This window comes from Bradyrhizobium sp. 21, assembly GCF_023073335.1.
GTDB lineage: Bacteria > Pseudomonadota > Alphaproteobacteria > Rhizobiales > Xanthobacteraceae > Bradyrhizobium.
In genome coordinates, this window is the sequence record NZ_JADPJG010000032.1 from 468,706 (window position 1) to 487,994 (window position 19,289).

A 19,289-nucleotide genomic window follows, 5' to 3' on the forward strand; every position below is an offset into this window, starting at 1 on the left:
GGGCGAAGAGCGGGTCAGTGCCGGGTCGCAGACTTGTCGGGGACGTCCAGCAGCGCCTCGGTGAAGGGGAATTCGAGCACGACCTCGCCTTCGACGTCGGTGACCTCGATGACCGCCTCCAGCAGGACCGGTTGGGTGCCTTCCGATTTCAGGACCTCCAGGATCATCTGGCGGGCGACCTCCCAGGCGCGATCCGGATTGCGCAGGTCCTCGCCTTCGGGATCCACGATCAGTTCGTTGCCGATACGGGTGTTGAAGAAATATTTGGGCATCACCGAGATCCAATTGGGCCGCCTGTACCGGATTGAAAGCTGCACTGCACTCACAACTGCTTTATCAGGACAGGGTTCGCGACCGAATGCGCCTGGCGCAAGACTGCCTGCGCAAAAGCGCTGTTCCAACCCATATTTCGCGGCGCAACATGACTTTCTCGGGAAGATTTCACTAGCGAACTTTTCCGTCCGCATTACCTTAACTGTTGGGCGGACACGTCCGAGTTCGCGAAATGGAGAGCCAAAATGGCCTGGAAAGCCCCCAAGATCGTCGAAGTGCCCTGTGGCATGGAAATCAACATGTATGTGAGCGCCACCCGCAAGTAAGCGGTTGGTGACTTCGCCTTCAGTGCAGGTGGGTCTCTCGGTCACGACAGGTTTCCGAACGATGGAAACTGTGTTGGCCTGAGACCCACTTCGCAGCGTTATTTCCAGGAGACGGATCATGCTTCGCGTCGTCGTCCTGGGCGCCGCAGCCGGCGGCGGAGTGCCGCAATGGAATTGCGGCTGCGAGGGTTGCCGGGCGGCCCGTTCCGGCGGCCAGGAGCTTCACAGGACACAGGCCTCGGTCGCCTTCAGCGGCGACGGCGAGCACTGGTTCCTGATCAACGCCTCTCCCGACCTCCGCCAGCAATTGAATGCCACGCCACAGCTGCATCCGAAGGCTGGCGCGTTGCGCCATACGCCAATCGCAGGCGTGATTTTGACCAACAGCGAAGTTGATGCGGTCGCCGGCCTGCTGTCGATGCGGGAAGGCTCGCCCTTCACGGTCTATGCGCACGAGAAGGTGCTGGCGATCCTTGCCAGCAACAGCATCTTCAACGTGCTGAACGAAAAGAACGTCAAGCGCCAGCCGATCGGCATCAGCGAGCCCTTCGAGCCGCGGCTGCCCGATGGTACGCGCGCAGGCATCGAGGTGCTGCCCTTCGCGGTATCGGGCAAATCGGCCTGGTATCTGGAAGGCAAGGCACATCCCGGCGGCGGGAGCGGCGACGGCGATACGCTGGGCCTGAAGATCACCGACAAATCGACCGGCAAGTGCTTCTATTTCATCGCCGCCTGCGCCGAGGTGACCGACGCGCTCAAGGCCGAGATCGACGGCGCCGCTTTGGTGTTCTTCGACGGCACGGTCTGGCAGGACGACGAGATGATCAAAGCCGGGCTCAGCCACAAGACCGGCAAGAGCATGGGTCATGTCGCGATGTCCGGGGACGACGGCGCCATCGCGCGGCTGGCCGGTCTCACGCTCGACAGGAAGATATTTCTGCATATCAATAACTCGAATCCGGCGCTGTTGCCCGCCTCACCCGAGCGTAAAGCGCTCGAGCAGGCGGGCTGGCAGATACCGGCCGACGGAACGGAGATCGTGCTGTGAATGCCGCGTCCAAGGCTGGAATGAACATGACTGGAATGACCGCGCTCTCGATCGGCAAGGACATCAGGCTCAACTCGGCCGAGGAGCTGGAGGCGACGCTGCGTCACATCGGGGCGACTCGCTATCACAGCCTGCACCCGTTCCATAAGCTGCTGCACGGCGGCAAGCTGAACAAGGGCCAGGTGCAGGCCTGGGCGCTGAACCGCTACTATTATCAGAGCACAATCCCGATCAAGGACGCGGTCGTGATCTCGCGCTTCCGCGACCGCGCCACGCGGCTGGAATGGCGCCACCGCATCGAGGACCATGATGGCGATGTCGGCTCCGAAGGTGGCATCGAGCGCTGGCTGAAGCTGACCAGCGGCCTCGGCCTCGACGCGGCCTATGTGGAATCGACCGAAGGCATCTTGCCCGCGACGCGCTTTGCGGTGGAAGCCTATGTGCACTACTGCCGTGAGAAAACCCCGCTGGAGGCCATCGCCTCCTCGCTCACCGAGCTGTTCGCGCCGAACCTGCACGAGGAGCGCATCTCCGGCATGCTGGAGCACTACGACTTCGTCAATCCTGACATCATGAGCTATTTCAAGCGCCGGCTGGCGCAGGCGCCGCGCGACGCCGGCTTTGCGCTCGACTATGTCAAGGCGCATGCCACGACGCCGGAGCAGCGCGCTTCCGTCTGCAACGCGCTGATCTTCAAGACCAACGTGCTGTGGGTGCAGCTGGATGCGCTCCAGCACGCCTATGTCGAGGGCCACATTCCGCCGGGCGCGTTCGTGCCCCAAGAACACTAACGAAGAACACGAAAAAGCGAGCTGAAGGAACATCGATGGCCGGGCCCCGTCACATCAGCGTCAGCGAGGCAAGCCGCCCGGTGCTGCCGCGGCATGCCAAGCTGAAATACGACGAGACGCGAAAAGTCTGGGTGATCCTGGCGCCAGAACGCGTGCTGGCGCCCGACGAGATCGCGGTCGAGGTCTTGCAGCTCTGCAACGGCGAGCGCAATGTCGGCGATGTGTCCGACCAGCTGGCGGCGAAGTATGCCGCGCCGCGCGAGGCGATTCTCGCCGACGTGATCGTCATGCTGCAGGATCTCGCCGACAAGGGCTTCCTCACGGAGGCCCGGGAGAAGACGTCATGAGCGATGCGCTCGGCAATCCCACCATCCCGCCTGATGCGAGCGACAGCCTCGCGGTGCTGGAGAAGCAGCGCTCGACTGCGGAGACCTTTGGCATTCCGCTCGCGGTGCTGCTCGAAATCACCCACCGCTGCCCGCTGCAATGCCCCTATTGCTCCAACCCGGTCGAGCTCGACCGCTCGGGCAAGGAGCTGACCACCGAGGAATGGAAGAAGGTACTGAGTGAGCTCGCCGAGATCGGCGTACTCCAGGTGCATTTCTCCGGCGGTGAGCCGACGGCGCGCAAAGACCTCGTCGAGCTGGTCAAGCATGCCAGCGACGTCGGCCTTTACACCAACCTCATCACATCGGCCGTGCTGCTGACGCGCGAGCGGCTGAGCGAGCTTGCGGATGCCGGGCTGTGCCATGTGCAGATCAGTTTCCAGGGCGTCGAAGAAGCCCTCGCCGATCGCGTCGGCGGCTACAAAAACGGGCATCGCAAGAAGCTCGAAGTGGCAAAATGGACGCGCGAGCTCGATTTGCCGCTGACCGTGAACGCGGTGATGCACCGGCAGAACCTGCACCAGCTCCCCGACATCATCCAGATGTCGATCGATCTCGACGCCGACCGGCTGGAGGTCGCCAATGTGCAATATTACGGCTGGGCGCTGAAGAACCGCGCCGCGCTGATGCCGACGGTGGCGCAACTGGATGAGTGCACCCGCATCGTCGAGGAGGCGCGCGAGCGGCTCAAGGGCCGGTTGACCATCGACTATGTCGTTCCCGACTATTACGCGCTGCGGCCGAAGAAGTGCATGGGCGGCTGGGGCCGGCAGTTCTTCAACATTTCGCCGGCCGGCAAGGTGCTGCCCTGCCACGCCGCGGAGAGCATCACCGGGCTCGATTTCGAATCGGTGCGCTCCAACCATTCGATCGCCTGGATCTGGCAGAATTCGGACGCCTTCAACCGCTATCGCGGCACCGGCTGGATGAAGGAGCCGTGCAAGTCCTGCGAATTCCGCGAGATCGATTTCGGCGGCTGCCGCTGCCAGGCCTTTGCGCTGACCGGCGACGCCGCCAACACCGATCCGGCCTGCGCGCTGTCGCCGCTGCACGAAACCATCTTCAAGCAGGCCGAGCGCGAGGCCGAGGGCGAGACCAACCGCTTCCTCTACCGCAATTTCGCCGGCGGCACTTTGGAATCCGAGAATGGTGCCTGACGCCGACGCGGCCGCATCGGTCAAGCGTGCCGATCCCTTTGCACCGCTGACCTCCGAAATGCTCGACGTCGGCGACGGCCACGAGCTCTATGTCGAGAGCGTCGGCCGCACTGGGGGCATTCCCGCGGTCTACCTGCATGGCGGCCCCGGCAGCGGCTGCCAGCCCGACCATCGCCGGCTGTTCGATCCGGATCGTTTCCACGCCGTGCTGTTCGACCAGCGCGGCTGCGGCCGCAGCCGTCCCAAGGGATCGCGCGAGCACAACACCACGCAACATCTGATCGCGGACATGGAGAAGATCCGCGAAAAGTTCGGCTTCGAGCGCTGGATGGTGGTCGGCGGCTCCTGGGGCGCGACGCTGGCGCTGGCTTATGCGCAGGCGCATCCCGAGCGCGTCTCCGGCATTGCGCTGCGCGCAACGTTTCTCGGCACGCGTGCCGAGGTCGAGATCGCCTTCACCTCGCGCCTGTCGCAATTCTATCCCGCGCTGTACGCCGATTTTCTGAGCGTGCTGCCGCCGGAGGAGCGCGACCAGCCGGTGGACGCATATTGGCGCCGCATCCTCGATGCCGATCCGGCCGTTCATGGCCCGGCATCGCGCGCCTGGCACGACACGGAGCGCGCCCTGTCGGAGCACAAGGCGGCAAAGACCCGGCTGGACCTCGCGTCACTGAACGTGTGGCGTACATTGCCGGCGACGCCGTTCATGGAGGCGCATTATTTCGTCCACGACAGCTTCATGACCGAGAACCAGTTGTTGCGGAACGCCGGTAAGCTCGACGGCATTCCCGGCATCATCGTCCAGGGCCGCTACGACCTGTTGTGCCCGCCTGAGACATCGCAGGCGCTCGCGAAAGCGTGGCCGGGTTCCGAGATTCGGATCGTGGAAGAAGCCGGCCATTCGCTCTATGATGGCGGCGTGCGGGACGCGGTCATGAAGTCGATCGCGGATCTTGCTTCGAAGGCCGCGCGCTAAACTCGATCTCCTCATCCTGAGCAGCGCTCCGAAGGAGTGCGTCTCGAAGGATGAAAGGCCGAGCTGCGAAAGCCGGGCTTTCATGGTTCGAGACGCCACTTCGTGGCTCCTCACCATGAGGGGATAATTGGAAGGACAACAAGAAAATGCCGCTCGCCGGGACAGGCATGCTGCTGACGTCGATGAATATCGACGTTTCAGACGAGGCCGATTTCAACCGTTGGTACGATCGCGAGCATCTGCAAGAGCGCGTCGCAATCGAGGGCTTCCTGGAAGCGCGGCGGTATACCGCGCATGCAGCCAATCCCAAATACCTCTCTTTGTATTCGACCGCGACGCTCGACGTGCTCGACAGCCCCGCCTATCGGACACGGCTCGCCAATCAGACCGAATGGTCGCGGCGCACCATGGCTCGTTTCAAGGACATGCTCCGCGTCGTCGCCCGCATCACGGTCAGCAACGGCACCGGTCGCGGCGCGGTGCTCGGCCTCGTGCGGCTGCGGCCGACGCCGGACAATGCAGGCGCATGGCGTGATGCACTGCAAGAAAAGCTGGCGCCCGGAGAACGCGACGGCATCATCTCCATGCACCTGCTCGAGAGCGAGCCCGAATTGTCGGGCGCAACGGCAGACATTCCAGCGGTGCGCAACGAAGGCGCGCGTGACTGGTTCGTTCTGATCGACGGCACGCATGTCGGCGCGGTCTCGGCTGTCATCGCCGAACGCTTTACCGGCCCCGCTGCATCGCCCCTCCCGCTTCCCGTCTCCGTCGGCACTTACAGCCTGATGTGGGATCTGGCGAAGAGCGATATTGCGCACGGCTGAAGCAGCCATCCGCAACGCAGCATATTGCACCGCCGCATTGCTGCGCGCGGCCGTTAATGCTGTGCGCGCGCAGCTCCCATGAAAGCCGTCAATCGCGCAAATTTGCCGTTGTGCTTCGGAACGGTTCTAATAAGCTAACCCGATGACGTCATTCAGAAACCAGATCGACGCGCGTTAGCGTTCGCCAAGCTCAAGAAAAGGCCGCGGGGTCTTTGAGCCTGCGCGGACAGGGTAGGAATGAAACCGACCGATATCGCGGCCCCCGACTACTTTCACAAAGTGGTCGATTGCCAATGGGCCTGTCCTGCACACACCCCGGTTCCCGAATACATCCGACTGATCGCCCAAGGCCGCTACAGCGACGCCTACATGATCAATTGGAAATCGAACGTGTTTCCCGGAATTCTGGGACGCACCTGCGATCGTCCCTGCGAACCGGCGTGCCGGCGCGGACGCGTCGAGGAAACGCCGGTCGCGATTTGCCGCCTCAAGCGCGTCGCCGCTGACTTCAAGGATGACATCACGCAGCGCCTGCCGCGGCCCTCGGCCAAGAACGGCAAGCGCGTTGCATTCGTCGGCGGCGGTCCCGCTTCGCTGACGGTGGCCCGCGATCTCGCGCCACTCGGCTATCACTGCACCGTGTTCGACGGTGATCCCCAGGCCGGCGGGATGATGCGCTCGCAGATCCCGAAATTCCGCCTGCCCAATTCGGTGATCGACGAGGAGACCGGCTACATTCTCGGTCTCGGCGTCGACTTCAAGGGCGGCCACCGCATCGAGAGCATGAAGTCGCTGCTCGCCGAGAAATACGACGCGATCTTCGTCGGCTCCGGCGCACCGCGCGGCCGCGAGCTCGACATTCCCGGCCGGAAAGAGGCCGCCGCCAACGTTCATATTGGCATCGACTGGCTGTCCTCGGTCTCGTTCGGTCATACCGACAAGATCGGCAAGCGCGTCATCGTGCTCGGCGGCGGCAACACCGCGATGGATTGCTGCCGCACCGCCCGCCGTCTCGGCGGCGAAGAGGTCAAAGTGGTCGTTCGCTCCGGCTTCGAGGAGATGAAGGCCTCGCCCTGGGAGAAGGAAGACGCGCTCCACGAGGACATCCCGATCCTCAACTTCCTCGTTCCCACGGCCTTCGTCCACGACAATGGCAAGCTCACCGGCATCACCTTCCAGAAGGTGAAGGCGGAGTACGACGCCAGGGGCCGCCGCAACCTGGTGCCCTCGGGCGAGCCGGACCAGACAATCGAATGCGACGACGTGCTGGTCGCGGTCGGCCAGGAGAACGCCTTCCCCTGGATCGAGCAGGATTGCGGCATCGAGTTCGATAAATGGCACATGCCCAAGGTCGATCCCAAGACCTTCGTCTCGACCAACCCGAAAGTGTTCTTCGGCGGTGACGCCGCGTTCGGCCCGAAGAACATCATCTGGGCAGTGGCGCAGGGTCACGACGCCGCGCTGTCTATCCACAAGATGCTTTCGGGCGAGGACATCACCGAACGGCCATTGCCGGAGGTGCATGTCTCCTCGCAGAAGATGGGCATCCACGAATGGAGCTATGACAACGACATCTCCAACGACAAGCGCTTCAAGGTGCCGCATCGCGACAAGGTGATCGCGCTGAAGGACATCCGCACCGAGGTCGAGCTTGGCTACGACGTCAAGCTGGCGCTTGGCGAAGCCGAGCGCTGCCTGAACTGCGACGTGCAGACCGTGTTCTCGACCTCGCTCTGCATCGAGTGCGATGCCTGCGTCGATATCTGCCCGATGGATTGCATCACCTTCACTGCCAACGGCGAGGAAGACGATCTGCGCCATCGCCTGAAAGCGCCCTCGCTGCATCCGGACCAGGACCTCTACGTCTCGTCTGATTTGAAGACCGGACGCGTGATGGTCAAGGACGAGGATGTCTGCCTGCATTGCGGGCTGTGCGCCGAGCGTTGTCCCACCGGGGCCTGGGACATGCAGAAATATTTGATCGAGATGACTCACGCAGGTTCAGCATGTCCGACAAAAAGCCGATCAGCAGCGTAAACGACTTCGTCGTCCGCTTCGCCAACGTCAACGGCTCGGGCTCGGCCAGCGCCAACGAGATGTTCGCGCGCGCGATCCTGCGCCATGGCGTGCCGGTGAGCCCGCGTAACATCTTCCCCTCCAACATCCAGGGCCTGCCGACCTGGTACGAGGTGCGGGTGACCGAGGACGGCCATCTCGGCGCCCGCGGCGGCGTCGACATGATGGTCGCCATGAACCCGCAGACTTGGGACAAAGACGTCGCCGGCATCGAGCCCGGCGGCTATCTGTTCTACGATTCCACCAAGCCGATGCCGTCGACGAAATTCCGCGACGACATCACCGTGATCGGCGTTCCCCTGACCGCGATCACCAACTCGACCTACACCGATCCGCGCCAGCGCCAGCTGTTCAAGAACATCATCTATCTGGGCGCACTCTCGGCGCTGCTCGACATGGATCCGAAGCTGATCGAGCAGCTGATCGGCGAGCAGTACAAGGGCAAGGAGAAGCTGCTCTCGTCCAACGTCCACGCACTGCATCTCGGCCGTGACTGGGCGCTGCAGAATTTGAAATGCCCGACCGGGCTGCGGGTGAAGAAATCCGACAAGGTCGGCGACCGCATCTTCATCGAGGGCAACAGCGCCGCCGCGCTCGGCGCCGTTTATGGCGGTGCCACGGTGTGCGCCTGGTACCCGATCACGCCGTCGTCGTCGGTGGCAGAGGCCTTTACCGCGCATTGCAAGAAGTACCGGCACGATCCCGAGACGGGCAAGGCGAAATACGCGATCGTGCAGGGCGAGGATGAGCTGGCCTCGATCGGCATCGTCATCGGCGCGTCCTGGAACGGCGCCCGCGCCTTCACCGCGACCTCCGGTCCCGGCATCTCGCTGATGACGGAGTTCATCGGCCTCTCATACTTTGCCGAAATTCCGGCGGTGATCATGAACATCCAGCGCGCCGGCCCCTCGACGGGCATGCCGACCCGCACCCAGCAATGCGACATCATCGCCTGCGCCTATGCCTCGCATGGCGACACCAAGCATGTGCTGCTGTTCCCAGAGGATCCCGCCGAGGCCTTCGAGTTCGCGGCCGCGGCCTTCGATCTCGCCGAACGGCTCCAGACCACGATCTTCCTGATGCTCGACCTCGACATCGGCATGAACCACCGGCTCTGCCGTCCGCTGAAATGGGACGATGCCAAACAATATGACCGCGGCAAGGTGATGACCGCGGAGATGCTGGAGGAAGGCCGGGACTTCGGCCGCTATCTCGACGTCGACGGCGACGGAATCCCCTACCGCACCTATCCCGGCACGCATCCGACCAAGGGCTCCTATTTTACCCGCGGCACCTCGCGCGATCGCTATGCGCGCTACTCCGAGGAAGGCTCGGTCTATGCCGACAACATGCAGCGCCTCGTACGCAAGTTCGAGACCGCGCAGGACCTCGTGCCGCGGCCGCTCCAGGCCAACGCGGAACGCCCAACCAAATACGGCGTGATCTATTTCGGCTCGACCTCGCCGGCGATGGACGAGGCGATTGGACTGCTGGAAGCGCGCGGGCATCAGCTCGACCGCCTGCGCATCCGCGCCTTCCCGTTCCATTCGAGCGTGGCGAGCTTCCTCGCCGAGCACGATTTCGTTTACGTCGTCGAACAGAACCGCGACGCCCAACTGCGCCAGCTCATCGTCAACGAGAACGGCATCGACCCGGTACGCCTGGTGCCGATCGTGCATTACGACGGCTCGCCGATCACCGCCCGTTTCATCGCAAAAGCCATTGGCGACCACCAGGATCACCTCAAGGTGACCCCGCTCCGCAAGGCCGTGTCATGACCTATATTGCAAAGCCGAAATTCCATCATCCCGGTCTGAAGAAGAACGAGCTTGGCTACACCCATCGCGACTACGAGGGCAAGGTCTCGACGTTGTGCGCCGGCTGCGGCCATGATTCGATCACGGCCTCGATCATCGAGGCCTGCTACGAGCTGTCGATCGAGCCGCACCGGGTGGCCAAAATCTCCGGCATCGGCTGCTCGTCGAAGACCCCGGACTATTTCCTCGGCAACTCGCACGGCTTCAACACCGTGCACGGCCGAATGCCGTCCGTGCTGACGGGTGCCAACCTCGCCAATCGCGATTTGATCTATCTCGGCGTTTCCGGCGATGGCGATTCCGCCTCGATCGGCTTCGGCCAGTTCGCGCATTCGATCCGGCGCGGCGTCAACATGACCTATATCGTCGAGAACAACGGCGTCTATGGCCTGACCAAGGGCCAGTTCTCGGCGACCGCGGACCGCGGTTCGAAGTCCAAGAAGGGCGTCACCAACACCGACAACGCCATCGACCTCGTCGCGATCGCGCTGCAGTTGGGTGCGACCTTCGTCGCGCGCTCGTTCTCCGGCGACAAGACCCAACTCGTGCCGCTGATCGCGGCGGCGATCCGCCACAAGGGCGCGTCCTTCATCGACGTCATCAGCCCCTGCATCGCCTTCAACAACCACGCCGGCTCGACCAAGAGCTTCGACTATGTCCGCGAGCACAATGACGCGGTGAACCGGCTCGACGTGCTGGTCGGCCGCGATCCGATTGCGGTGGACTACGCGCCGGGCACGGTGCAAATGGTCGAGCAGCACGACGGCAGCAAGATCGCGTTGCGCAAGATCGACGCCGACTACGATCCGCATGACCGGCTCGGTGCCCAGACCTTCCTCCAGAAGCACGCCGCCAAGGGACAGATCGTCACCGGTCTGCTCTACGTCGATCCCGACGCGGAAGATCTGCACGCGCATCTCGACACGGTGGCGACGCCGCTCAACACGCTGGAGGCGGACACGCTGTGCCCGGGCTCAGCGGCGCTGGACAAGTTCAACGCCAGCCTGCGGTGAGGGCGCAGTCCTGCGTCGGGTGAGGTATCGGCTCGGCCGATGCCCGGAGAAGTGCCGTTCTAGCTGATGCGCTCGGGCTCCGGCACGGATCGGCCCGGATATGCAAATCGGCCGGCAGTCCAGTATTGCCTGCAGGTATCGAACAGCGTTTGGCTGTCCATGGTCAGGCCGCCGGCGTTGACGACCACGCCATCCGCGCCAAGCGCCTTGTTCATCAGGGACAATAGGCCCTTCAGAAGGCCCCCGGCGAACCGGTGGGCGACAAGGGGGTCGAGTTTGAGCACCACGATCTTCTGACCGCGATACTGCCAGATCAATATGTCCCGGACGGACTGCCAAGCGATAATTTCATCGGCGATCCTGGTGTCGCGAATGCCGACACGGCCGATGAAAACGACCGCCTCCCTCGCGGAAATCAACATCCAGAGGGTCTTGCATGTAGCGAAGCTGAACAACGCGACTCCGACATAGCAGGCCGTCATCTGGAACACGTTGGTGTCCTTGCCGTGGTACCAGTTGAATGCGACCGCGGTGCACATGAGCGTCGCCAGCAGGCCGATGCCGAAAAACTTGAGCAACCGCCCCCGGGAATAGCCGATCGAAAGATTGGGCAGGTTCTGATCTACGGTCATTTTCGATCGCCACCGGCCATTTGCGACAACCCGGGGCTTATCAATGGCCCGCCTTCTAAGGTGTTAGTCTTGGAACCTTGCGCGAGGCTCTCCCCGCGGCAGTGCGAGGCACTTGAACGCGCGATGTGCGGCTTGCGACTAACCGCCAGTTGGCCCTCACCGTCCCGATGCGGGCCCTCAATGACTAACGCGCCCGGTGCGATCATGAAACTTGCATTCGCTGTTCCGCTTACCCTTGCCGCATTCATCGGCGCCGTCCGCGCCGAGGACGCCTCCGACATCCACGAGACGAACCAGACCGAGGCCGAGACCTTCAACGCACGCATGTATGCGGGTCCACCCGGCAGCAAGGCCTATGCCTGCTTCATCCGCCGCTACGATGCGGAGCATCTCGCGCGGCATCCCAGGCAGAAAGTCGCCTCGATGAAGCTGCTGGTTTCCGCGGAGACCGACGCGGAGGACAAGCAGCTGCACAATTCCTTCCGCCTCGGCTTCAGGTATCGCCACCGCTCCGGCGATTTCGATTCCAGCGGCTCCTGCCACCACGTGGTATTCGTGAAGGACGGCAGCGAGGTCCGTCTCGCTTGCGGCGTCGACTGCGAGGGCGGCGGCATCGGCGTCGCGCTCTCGAAGGACAACAAGTCCGCGATCGTGCGGCTCGCGCGTGTCAGGGTCTGGCAGAACAACAAGCCGGATGACGACGCCGAGCAATCGCTGGTCGCCGGCGCCGATGACGGGATTTTCCGCCTCGACCGCACCGACACCGGCGAGTGCGCCTCGCTGGTGACCGACCGCAAGGAACTCGCCGCGCTCCGCCACAAATGATATGTCTCCGGCAAACGTCAGCGCCAGTCGAGGGAGATCGCCATGAACCGCCGGAACATCTTGTGGAGCGCCGCCTCGGCGTTGGGCGCAGCGTTTGCCGCATCCCGTGCCGAGGCCGCGACGGAAGCCACCGCCAACACCAAGCTGAAGGTCGTCTATCATCTCAGCGATGCCGAGAAGGTGAATTTCGTGCTCGGCAACATCCAGAATCACATCGACGGCGTCGGCGGCGCCGAGCACGTCACGATCGCGCTGGTGGTCCACGGGCCGGCGCTGAAGGCGTTTCATTGGGCGCAGGCCAACCCTGACATCAGCAAGCACGTCGGCGATTTCTCCAAGGACGGCGTCGAGCTCGCGGCCTGCGGCAACACCATGAAGGCGCAGAACGTCACGCTCACCGACCTCCTGCCGGGCTTCGTCAGCGCGGAAAAGGGCGGCGTGGTCCGTTTGGCCGAGCTGCAGTCGCAAGGTTATCTCTATCTACGGCCGTAGCTCCGAACGAGGTGCGCTCCCTCCCGCGCTTGCGGTGGAGGGTTGGGGAGAGGGTGTCTCAGCAATCGAGACCCCCGAGAGGAGAAGCCCTCACCCGACGCTTCGCGTCGACCTCTCCCGCATGCGGGAGAGGCAAGAGCAGCCCGCTGAACCCCTTCCCAACTCATCTGCATTCCCCTTGACTATCGATAACCCTGGCGTTATCAATTGATCCATAACTTATGAGTTATGGATTCCGCATGCCCGCCGCCCCCGATCTGCTGTTCAAGACGCTGGCCGATCCCACCCGGCGGGCGATCTTCGAGCGGCTTTGCCGCGAAGGGGAACAGACAGTCGGGGCACTGACGGCGCAGTCAGGTGTTTCCCAGCCGGCGGTCTCGAAACATCTCGGCGCGCTGAAGCAGGCCGGCCTCGTGCGCGACCGCCATCAAGGACGGCAGACGCATTACAGCGCACAGCCCGGTGCGCTCAATCCGCTGATCGACTGGACCAGCCAGATGGCCGGGTTCTGGCAAAACCGGCTCGACGCGCTCGACGATCTCCTGAAGAGGATGGACCAATGACCGAAGCTGCCGCCGAGATGCGCTCCGTCGTCATCGAGCGCGAGTTTGCCTTCCCGGCCGAGCGGATCTGGCGCGCGCTGACGCAGCCGCATCTCATCGAGGAATGGCTGATGAAGAACGACTTCAAGCCGGCCGTCGGCCATCGCTTCAATCTTCGCGGCGAGTGGGGCGGCGTGCTGGACTGCGAGGTCCTCACCATCGAGCCGCAGAAGGTTCTCGCCTATACCTGGAATTTCACGCATGAGGACGCGGCGTTCGATCTCAAGAGCGTCGTGACCTTTACGCTGACACCGAGGGGCGCGAGTACGCATCTGCGCGTCGAGCAGGCCGGCTTCAGCCCGACGCAGAAGCAGGCCTTTGGCGGCGCCCATGCCGGCTGGAAGCAGTTTTTCGCGAAGCTGGACGAGGTGCTGGCGCGGGCAGACTAGCCTGGCCACCGGCATCCATCATTTCTCAGAGGAGGTCTCATTGAGTTCGAACATGTGGATTCGACAGATCCATCGCTGGCTGTCGATCGCCTTCACGCTCGCCGTCATCGCCAACATCGTCGCCATGACGATGCAGGTCCAGGCCGTGTGGATCGGCTTCCTGGCGCTCGTTCCGCTGATCCCATTGCTCGCGACGGGGCTCTATTTGTTCGCGCTGCCCTATCTCGCCCAGCACGACGACGCGCGAAGCGAGGCGGGATCATGAAGAAGGCCGTGACCGCGAAGACAAGCAGCGCGAAGGACGCAAATGGACCTTCGCCTTCGAGGCTGATCGACGGCCGGATCAAGGAGCTCGGCGACTGGCGCGGCGAGATGCTCGGGCGGATCCGCGCTTTGATCAAGGAGGCCGATCCTGAGGTCGTCGAGGAATGGAAATGGCGCGGCGTGCCCGTGTGGGAGCACGACGGCATCATTTGCACCGGCGAGACCTACAAAGCCGTCGTGAAGATGACGTTTGCCAAGGGTGCGGCGCTTGAGGATCCTGCCGGCCTGTTCAATTCAAGCCTCGAGGGGAATGTGCGGCGCGCGATCGATTTCCACGAGGGCGCGAAGATCAATGAGAAGGCGCTGAAGATGCTCATCCGCGCCGCTGTGGCCTTGAATGCATCCAAGGCCAAGGCCAAGAGCAAGCCGGCTAACAAGAGCAAGCCGGCCAAAAAGCGTTCGGCGTAGCCGGCGGCGTCAGGCCGCCGCGGTGATCGGGCGCGGGCTCACGACATATTCGCGCAAGACCTTGTCTTGAGCGTCGACCTCGATCAGCGAGACGTCATAGGTCCAGAGATCGGCGAGATGCTGCAGCACCCGCTTGGCATCGGTCTCGTTGAGCTGCGAGCCCTTGATGACGTGATGATGCAGGATCAGCCGGCGGTCACCTGAGAGATCGACGTCGACCACTTCGATATTGGCGTCGATGTAGCCGACATCATGTTGCCGCGCCAGCTCGCGGCGCACACGGCGGAAGCCGCGTTCGTCGTGGATGGCATCGACCCGGATGCCGGCACGCTCCTCGGGATCGTCGTGCAGATGGAACATCCGGAGCTGTCGCATCAGCTTGGGGCTCAGAAACTGGGCAATAAAACTCTCATCGCGATAATTGGCCCAGACGTCGCGCAGCACGCCCATCACGTCGTTCTTCCCGGCGATATCCGGAAACCACTCGCGGTCCTCGTCCGCGGGATTGGTGACGATGCGCTCGATGTCCTGCATCATGGCAAAGCCAAGTGCGTAAGGATTGAAACCCGAGAAGCGCTGATCGTCGAATTCGGGCTGGAACACCACGTTGGTGTGCGATTGCAGGAATTCGAGGAAATTGCCGTCGGAGATGCGGCCCTGCTGATGCAGCTTGGTCATGATGCGATAGTGGACGTAGGTCGCCGTCCCCTCGTTCATCACCTTGGTCTGGCTTTGCGGATAGAAATATTGCGCGATGTGGCGAACGACGCGCAGCAGCTCACGCTGCCAGGGCGCCAGACGCGGCGCGCTCTTCTCCAGGAAGTAGAGCAGGTTCTCCTGCGGCAGGCCGAGCAGCTTGCGGCGTCGCTCGACGCTGAGCGCAGACCGGGTCTTGCTCTTACCCGCCGGCACGGTACGCCAGAGGTCATTGAAGACTTCCTCTTCGTGCTGGCGGCGTCGCCCTGCCCGCTTCTCCTCGGCACGCAGATCCAGCTTCTTCTTGCCGGGATAGCGATCGATGCCGTGCGACATCAGCGCATGCGCGGCATCCAGGGTACGCTCGACCTCGACGCGGCCATAGCGCTCCTCGCAGCTCATCACATAGTTCTTGGCAAAGTCGAGATAGTCCAGAATACCGTCGGCGTCAGTCCACTGCTTGAACAGATAATTGTTCTTGAAGAAGTGGTTGTGACCGAAGGCTGCGTGCGCGATCACCAGCGTCTGCATCGTCGCCGTGTTCTCCTCCATCAGATAGGAGATGCACGGCGAGGAGTTGATCACGATCTCATAGGCGAGCCCCATCAGGCCCTTGCGGTAGGACGCCTCGTGGAACGCGAAGTGCTTGCCGAAGGACCAGTGCTTGTAGAACAGGGGCATGCCGACCGACGAGTAGGCATCCAGCATCTGCTCGGCGGTGATCACCTCGATCTGGTTCGGATAGACGTCGAGCCCGAGATCGTTCTTGGCCACCTCCTCGCAGGCGTCGGTAATGCGCTGCAAGGTGTGGAAATCCCAATCCGCGCCTTCGAACAATCTTTCCGTCATGGAGCGGCTTTCTCCTGGGTTTCGCGGCGCTGGAACAGGTCGTGGAACACCGGAAAAATCTCGCTGCGCTCGCTGACCTTGCGCATCGAGAGCGGTGCGCCGCCGTTACGCAGGCGCTCATAGAGGGTCCAGAGCGAGGAGTCGGAGAGATCAAAGGCGCTGCCGCCGGATTCCCCGACCTCGAGATAGGCAAAGAACTGGCAAACCGGAAGGATCTTGTCGGTCAGCAGCATGCCGGCGAGCTCGCCGTCGGAATAGGAGTTGTCGCCGTCGGAGGCCTGCGCAGCGTAAATATTCCAGTCCGACGGGTTGAAGCGCTCGCGCACGATCTCGTGCATCGCCTGAAGCGCGCTGGAGACCAGCGTGCCGCCCGAGGCCGGGCCGTAGAAGAAGGTCTGCTCGTCCACCTCCTCGGCGCGGTCGGTGTGGCGGATGAAGACGATGTCGACATGCTTATAGCGGCGCTTCAGGAACACGTAGAGCAGCATGTAGAAGCGCTTGGCGAGATCCTTCATGTGCTCGGACATCGATCCCGACACGTCCATCAGGCAGAACATCACGGCCTGGGCAACGGGCTTGGGCACCGTCTCGAAGCGGCGATAGCGGATGTCGAGCGGATCGATGAAGGGAATCCGCCTGGATTTCGCTTGCAGCTTTTCAAGCTGGGCGAGCAGCACCACACGCTCGTCCTCGTCGGTGCAGGCGGCGATCGCGGATTCCAGCTCTTCGATCTCCTCCTTGCTGGGACGCTTGAGCGCGATGCGGCGTGCAAGCGCGCGCCGCACCGTTCGGCTGACCGAGATGTTGGAGGGCGAGCCCGAGGTGGTATAGCCGGCGCGCTGGATGCCCTCGCTCTCGGTGTGCGCGATCTTGCGCTTGGCAAGGTCCGGCAGTTCGAGATCGTCGAGGAAGAGATCGACGAATTCGTCGCGGCTCAAGACGAAGCGGAAGGCATCCTCGCTGTCGCCTTCGCCGGGACCGGAATCCTTGGCGCTGCCCTGGCCCGAGCGCTGGAGATAGTCGCCCTCCACGAACTTCTTGTTGCCGGGCAACACCATATCGCGCGTTCCGCCTTCACGGCGGAAGCGCGGCTCTTGCATGCCGTCGAGCGGGATCGTGACTTCGCCACCCTCCAGGACATCCTTGATGTCGCGTTCCTGCGAGGTCTTCTTGACGGCGCCCTGCACCAGGGATTTGGCCCGACGCAAGAACCGCTGGCGGTTCTCAAGACTTTTGCCGCCTGGATTCAGGCGCCGATCAATAATGTGAATCGCCACTTTCTCATCCGCCTCAACCGGCCTGCTTCACCCGCATGTACCACTCGACGAGCCGGCGAACCTGACGCTCGGTGTAGCCGCGCTCCACCATGCGTGAGACGAACTCGCCGTGTTTCTTCTCCGTCTCGCCGTCTTTTTTCGACCCAAACGAGATCACCGGAAGCAGGTCCTCAACCTGGGAGAATATCCGCTTTTCGATCACCTCGCGAATCTTCTCGTAGGAGATCCAGGTCGGATTCTTGCCGCCGTTCTGGGCCCGCGACCGTAACGAGAATTTGACCACCTCGTTGCGGAAGTCCTTGGGGTTGGCGATGCCGGCCGGCTTCTCGATTTTCGTCAGTTCCTGGTTCAAGAGTTCGCGATCAAGCAGTTGGCCGGTGTCGGCATCCTTGAAATCCTGGTCCTCGATCCAGGCGTCGGCGTAATCGACGTAACGGTCGAACAGGTTCTGGCCGTAATCCGAGTAGGATTCGAGATAGGCCTTCTGGATCTCGTTGCCGATGAACTCGGCATAACGCGGTGCCAGATCCGCCTTGATGAATTCGAGGTAGCGCTTTTCGACTTCTTCGGGCAGCTGCTCGCGTTTGATCGACTGCTCCAGCGCGTACATCAGATGCACGGCGTCGGCGGCGACTTCCTGCGGATCATGGTTGAAGGTGGCAGCCAGGATCTTGAAGGCGAAGCGCGTGGAGACACCGTCCATGCCCTCGTCGACGCCGGCGGCGTCGCGATATTCCTGGACGCTGCGCGCCTTTGGATCGGATTCCTTCAGGCTTTCGCCGTCGTAAACCCGCATCTTGGCGAACACCGTGGAATTCTCGTGCTTGCGCAGGCGGGACATCACCGAGAACCGCGCCAGCGTCTCCAGCGTCGAGGGCGCGCAAGGCGCCGCCGCCAGCTCGGAGCCCTGGATCAGCTTCTCGTAGATCTTCTGCTCCTCCGTGATCCGCAGGCAGTACGGCACCTTGATCACGCAGATGCGGTCGATGAAGGCCTCGTTGTTCTTGTTGGCCTTGAAGCTCGACCATTCGGCTTCGTTGGAGTGCGCGAGGATGACGCCGGTGAACGGGATCGCGCCGATGTTCTCGGTGCCGATGTAGTTGCCTTCCTGCGTCGCGGTGAGCAGCGGGTGCAGCATCTTGATCGGCGCCTTGAACATCTCGACGAACTCAAGCACGCCCTGGTTGGCGCGGTTGAGGCCGCCGGAATAGCTGTAGGCGTCGGGATCGTTCTGCGCGTAGGTCTCGAGCTTGCGGATGTCGACCTTGCCGACCAGCGAGGAGATGTCCTGGTTGTTCTCGTCACCAGGCTCGGTCTTGGCGATTCCGATCTGGCGCAGCCGCGACGGCTGGATTTTTGCGACACGAAACTGGGAAATATCGCCGCCGAAGGCCTCCAGTCGCTTGTAGCACCACGGGCTCATCAGGCCGGTGAGACGGCGGCGCGGAATGCCGTATTTCTCTTCCAGCATCGGGCCGAGCTGATCCGGATCGAACAGGCTGAGCGGGCTCTCGAACACGGGCGAGAGTTCGTCGCCGGCCTTGAGCACGTAGATCGGATGCACTTCCATCAGCGACTTCAGCCGCTCGGCGAGCGAGGATTTGCCGCCGCCGACCGGACCGAGCAAATAGAGGATCTGCTTGCGCTCCTCGAGGCCCTGCGCCGCATGCCGGAAGAAACCGACGATGCGCTCGATGGTTTCTTCCATGCCGTAGAAGCCGGCAAAGGCCGGATAGGTGCGGATCGTGCGGTTCAAAAAAATACGGCCAAGGCGTGGGTCCTTGGCCGTGTCAATCGTCTGGGGCTCACCGATCGCTGCTAGCAGTCGTTCGGCCGCGTTCGCATATTTCATGGGATCGCTTCGACACGATTCCAGATATTCCGCCATCGACATGTCGTGCTGGCTTCTTGCCTCGAACGACTTAGCGAAAGCGTTGAATAGAGAATCGTTGTACATGATCCCTCTCCGCGTGAGTTCCGCTACAAGCTGAAACGAAAGCAGTTACCGGACCGTTCCTCAGGCCATTTCGAATCAGCGTGAGCACATGACAATCATTGGACACCCGGGTGCCGAGTCGACGCAACGCACAACGTAGGCACTCGTTGAG

At 62.6% G+C, this 19,289-nt stretch carries 21 protein-coding genes; 16 read left to right on the forward strand and 5 right to left on the reverse strand.

Translation table 11 applies throughout. The annotated features are described in order from the left end of the window. Window positions 1-14: 14 nt before the first annotated feature. The gene (locus IVB31_RS27480) at window positions 15-272 is read right to left on the reverse strand and encodes a hypothetical protein (protein ID WP_247330223.1); all 258 of its coding nucleotides are present in this window, start codon (window positions 270-272) and stop codon (window positions 15-17) included. Between the two features lie 246 nt (window positions 273-518). Between IVB31_RS27480 and pqqA the strand changes: the two genes are divergently transcribed. From pqqA to IVB31_RS27530, 10 genes are all read left to right on the forward strand, one after another. After that, the gene (pqqA, locus tag IVB31_RS27485; protein ID WP_007595659.1) at window positions 519-599 is read left to right on the forward strand and encodes a pyrroloquinoline quinone precursor peptide PqqA; all 81 of its coding nucleotides are present in this window, start codon (window positions 519-521) and stop codon (window positions 597-599) included. Window positions 600-717: 118 nt separating this feature from the next. Beyond that, entirely contained in the window at window positions 718-1,647 is a 930-nt protein-coding gene (gene pqqB / locus IVB31_RS27490) for a pyrroloquinoline quinone biosynthesis protein PqqB (RefSeq protein ID WP_247330226.1), read from the forward strand. After that, on the forward strand, window positions 1,644-2,438 hold the full coding sequence (gene pqqC / locus IVB31_RS27495; protein WP_247330228.1) for a pyrroloquinoline-quinone synthase PqqC: 795 nt from the start codon (window positions 1,644-1,646) through the stop codon (window positions 2,436-2,438). Before pqqB ends, pqqC begins: the two co-directional genes overlap by 4 nt. Before the next feature lie 35 nt (window positions 2,439-2,473). Continuing rightward, entirely contained in the window at window positions 2,474-2,785 is a 312-nt protein-coding gene (pqqD, locus tag IVB31_RS27500; RefSeq protein WP_247330230.1) for a pyrroloquinoline quinone biosynthesis peptide chaperone PqqD, read from the forward strand. Further along, window positions 2,782-3,981, forward strand: a complete 1,200-nt coding sequence (gene pqqE / locus IVB31_RS27505) for a pyrroloquinoline quinone biosynthesis protein PqqE (protein WP_247330232.1) — start codon at window positions 2,782-2,784, stop codon at window positions 3,979-3,981. The genes pqqD and pqqE overlap by 4 nt, the downstream gene beginning before the upstream one ends. Beyond that, window positions 3,971-4,957 carry a prolyl aminopeptidase gene (pip, locus tag IVB31_RS27510; RefSeq protein ID WP_247330235.1) on the forward strand — a complete coding sequence of 329 codons (987 nt, stop codon included), beginning with the start codon at window positions 3,971-3,973 and terminating at the stop codon, window positions 4,955-4,957. The genes pqqE and pip overlap by 11 nt, the downstream gene beginning before the upstream one ends. A 146-nt stretch (window positions 4,958-5,103) precedes the next feature. After that, window positions 5,104-5,781: a DUF4286 family protein gene (locus IVB31_RS27515; RefSeq protein ID WP_247330237.1), complete on the forward strand. Its 678-nt coding sequence runs from the start codon at window positions 5,104-5,106 to the stop codon at window positions 5,779-5,781. Between the two features lie 237 nt (window positions 5,782-6,018). Beyond that, complete coding sequence (locus tag IVB31_RS27520) at window positions 6,019-7,818, forward strand: FAD-dependent oxidoreductase (RefSeq protein ID WP_247330239.1); 1,800 nt, start codon at window positions 6,019-6,021, stop codon at window positions 7,816-7,818. Continuing rightward, window positions 7,788-9,635, forward strand: coding sequence for a 2-oxoacid:acceptor oxidoreductase subunit alpha (locus IVB31_RS27525; protein ID WP_247330241.1), 1,848 nt, complete (start codon window positions 7,788-7,790; stop codon window positions 9,633-9,635). Before IVB31_RS27520 ends, IVB31_RS27525 begins: the two co-directional genes overlap by 31 nt. Beyond that, entirely contained in the window at window positions 9,632-10,687 is a 1,056-nt protein-coding gene (locus IVB31_RS27530) for a 2-oxoacid:ferredoxin oxidoreductase subunit beta (protein ID WP_247330243.1), read from the forward strand. The genes IVB31_RS27525 and IVB31_RS27530 overlap by 4 nt, the downstream gene beginning before the upstream one ends. Window positions 10,688-10,746: 59 nt before the next feature. On the opposite strand, the gene IVB31_RS27535 is transcribed toward IVB31_RS27530, so the two are convergent. Beyond that, window positions 10,747-11,319 (reverse strand): STM3941 family protein, encoded by a 573-nt coding sequence (locus tag IVB31_RS27535; RefSeq protein WP_247330246.1) that lies wholly within the window; start codon window positions 11,317-11,319, stop codon window positions 10,747-10,749. Window positions 11,320-11,523: 204 nt separating this feature from the next. Here IVB31_RS27535 and IVB31_RS27540 point away from each other — a divergent pair, with 204 nt between their 5' ends. From IVB31_RS27540 to IVB31_RS27565, 6 genes are all read left to right on the forward strand, one after another. Next, window positions 11,524-12,144 (forward strand): hypothetical protein, encoded by a 621-nt coding sequence (locus IVB31_RS27540; RefSeq protein ID WP_247330251.1) that lies wholly within the window; start codon window positions 11,524-11,526, stop codon window positions 12,142-12,144. Window positions 12,145-12,186: 42 nt separating this feature from the next. Then, a complete protein-coding gene (locus tag IVB31_RS27545) occupies window positions 12,187-12,636 on the forward strand; it encodes a DsrE family protein (protein WP_247330253.1) in 450 nt (149 codons plus the stop codon). A gap of 239 nt (window positions 12,637-12,875) precedes the next feature. Next, window positions 12,876-13,199 carry a metalloregulator ArsR/SmtB family transcription factor gene (locus IVB31_RS27550; protein ID WP_247330256.1) on the forward strand — a complete coding sequence of 108 codons (324 nt, stop codon included), beginning with the start codon at window positions 12,876-12,878 and terminating at the stop codon, window positions 13,197-13,199. Next, window positions 13,196-13,627, forward strand: coding sequence for an SRPBCC domain-containing protein (locus tag IVB31_RS27555; protein WP_247330258.1), 432 nt, complete (start codon window positions 13,196-13,198; stop codon window positions 13,625-13,627). The genes IVB31_RS27550 and IVB31_RS27555 overlap by 4 nt, the downstream gene beginning before the upstream one ends. A gap of 52 nt (window positions 13,628-13,679) precedes the next feature. Then, a complete protein-coding gene (locus tag IVB31_RS27560; RefSeq protein ID WP_247330261.1) occupies window positions 13,680-13,892 on the forward strand; it encodes a hypothetical protein in 213 nt (70 codons plus the stop codon). After that, a complete protein-coding gene (locus IVB31_RS27565; RefSeq protein ID WP_247330263.1) occupies window positions 13,889-14,359 on the forward strand; it encodes a DUF1801 domain-containing protein in 471 nt (156 codons plus the stop codon). The genes IVB31_RS27560 and IVB31_RS27565 overlap by 4 nt, the downstream gene beginning before the upstream one ends. A 9-nt stretch (window positions 14,360-14,368) precedes the next feature. Here IVB31_RS27565 and IVB31_RS27570 read toward each other — a convergent pair whose 3' ends face one another. The 3 genes from IVB31_RS27570 to IVB31_RS27580 are packed head-to-tail and all read right to left on the reverse strand — an operon-like array spanning window position 14,369 to window position 19,138. Then, entirely contained in the window at window positions 14,369-15,904 is a 1,536-nt protein-coding gene (locus IVB31_RS27570; protein ID WP_247330265.1) for a SpoVR family protein, read from the reverse strand. After that, the gene (locus IVB31_RS27575; RefSeq protein ID WP_247330604.1) at window positions 15,901-17,175 is read right to left on the reverse strand and encodes a YeaH/YhbH family protein; all 1,275 of its coding nucleotides are present in this window, start codon (window positions 17,173-17,175) and stop codon (window positions 15,901-15,903) included. Before IVB31_RS27575 ends, IVB31_RS27570 begins: the two co-directional genes overlap by 4 nt. A 19-nt stretch (window positions 17,176-17,194) precedes the next feature. Next, window positions 17,195-19,138: a PrkA family serine protein kinase gene (locus tag IVB31_RS27580; RefSeq protein WP_247330267.1), complete on the reverse strand. Its 1,944-nt coding sequence runs from the start codon at window positions 19,136-19,138 to the stop codon at window positions 17,195-17,197. Between the last annotated feature and the right edge of the window lie 151 nt (window positions 19,139-19,289).

Coding starts and splice junctions, on each gene's coding strand:
- IVB31_RS27480 (WP_247330223.1), bottom strand. CDS start 272: ATGCCCAAATATTTCTTCAACACCCGTATCGGCAACGAACTGATCGTG.
- pqqA (WP_007595659.1), top strand. CDS start 519: ATGGCCTGGAAAGCCCCCAAGATCGTCGAAGTGCCCTGTGGCATGGAA.
- pqqB (WP_247330226.1), top strand. CDS start 718: ATGCTTCGCGTCGTCGTCCTGGGCGCCGCAGCCGGCGGCGGAGTGCCG.
- pqqD (WP_247330230.1), top strand. CDS start 2,474: ATGGCCGGGCCCCGTCACATCAGCGTCAGCGAGGCAAGCCGCCCGGTG.
- pqqE (WP_247330232.1), top strand. CDS start 2,782: ATGAGCGATGCGCTCGGCAATCCCACCATCCCGCCTGATGCGAGCGAC.
- pip (WP_247330235.1), top strand. CDS start 3,971: ATGGTGCCTGACGCCGACGCGGCCGCATCGGTCAAGCGTGCCGATCCC.
- IVB31_RS27515 (WP_247330237.1), top strand. CDS start 5,104: ATGCCGCTCGCCGGGACAGGCATGCTGCTGACGTCGATGAATATCGAC.
- IVB31_RS27520 (WP_247330239.1), top strand. CDS start 6,019: ATGAAACCGACCGATATCGCGGCCCCCGACTACTTTCACAAAGTGGTC.
- IVB31_RS27525 (WP_247330241.1), top strand. CDS start 7,788: ATGTCCGACAAAAAGCCGATCAGCAGCGTAAACGACTTCGTCGTCCGC.
- IVB31_RS27530 (WP_247330243.1), top strand. CDS start 9,632: ATGACCTATATTGCAAAGCCGAAATTCCATCATCCCGGTCTGAAGAAG.
- IVB31_RS27535 (WP_247330246.1), bottom strand. CDS start 11,319: ATGACCGTAGATCAGAACCTGCCCAATCTTTCGATCGGCTATTCCCGG.
- IVB31_RS27540 (WP_247330251.1), top strand. CDS start 11,524: ATGAAACTTGCATTCGCTGTTCCGCTTACCCTTGCCGCATTCATCGGC.
- IVB31_RS27545 (WP_247330253.1), top strand. CDS start 12,187: ATGAACCGCCGGAACATCTTGTGGAGCGCCGCCTCGGCGTTGGGCGCA.
- IVB31_RS27550 (WP_247330256.1), top strand. CDS start 12,876: ATGCCCGCCGCCCCCGATCTGCTGTTCAAGACGCTGGCCGATCCCACC.
- IVB31_RS27555 (WP_247330258.1), top strand. CDS start 13,196: ATGACCGAAGCTGCCGCCGAGATGCGCTCCGTCGTCATCGAGCGCGAG.
- IVB31_RS27560 (WP_247330261.1), top strand. CDS start 13,680: ATGTGGATTCGACAGATCCATCGCTGGCTGTCGATCGCCTTCACGCTC.
- IVB31_RS27565 (WP_247330263.1), top strand. CDS start 13,889: ATGAAGAAGGCCGTGACCGCGAAGACAAGCAGCGCGAAGGACGCAAAT.
- IVB31_RS27570 (WP_247330265.1), bottom strand. CDS start 15,904: ATGACGGAAAGATTGTTCGAAGGCGCGGATTGGGATTTCCACACCTTG.
- IVB31_RS27580 (WP_247330267.1), bottom strand. CDS start 19,138: ATGTACAACGATTCTCTATTCAACGCTTTCGCTAAGTCGTTCGAGGCA.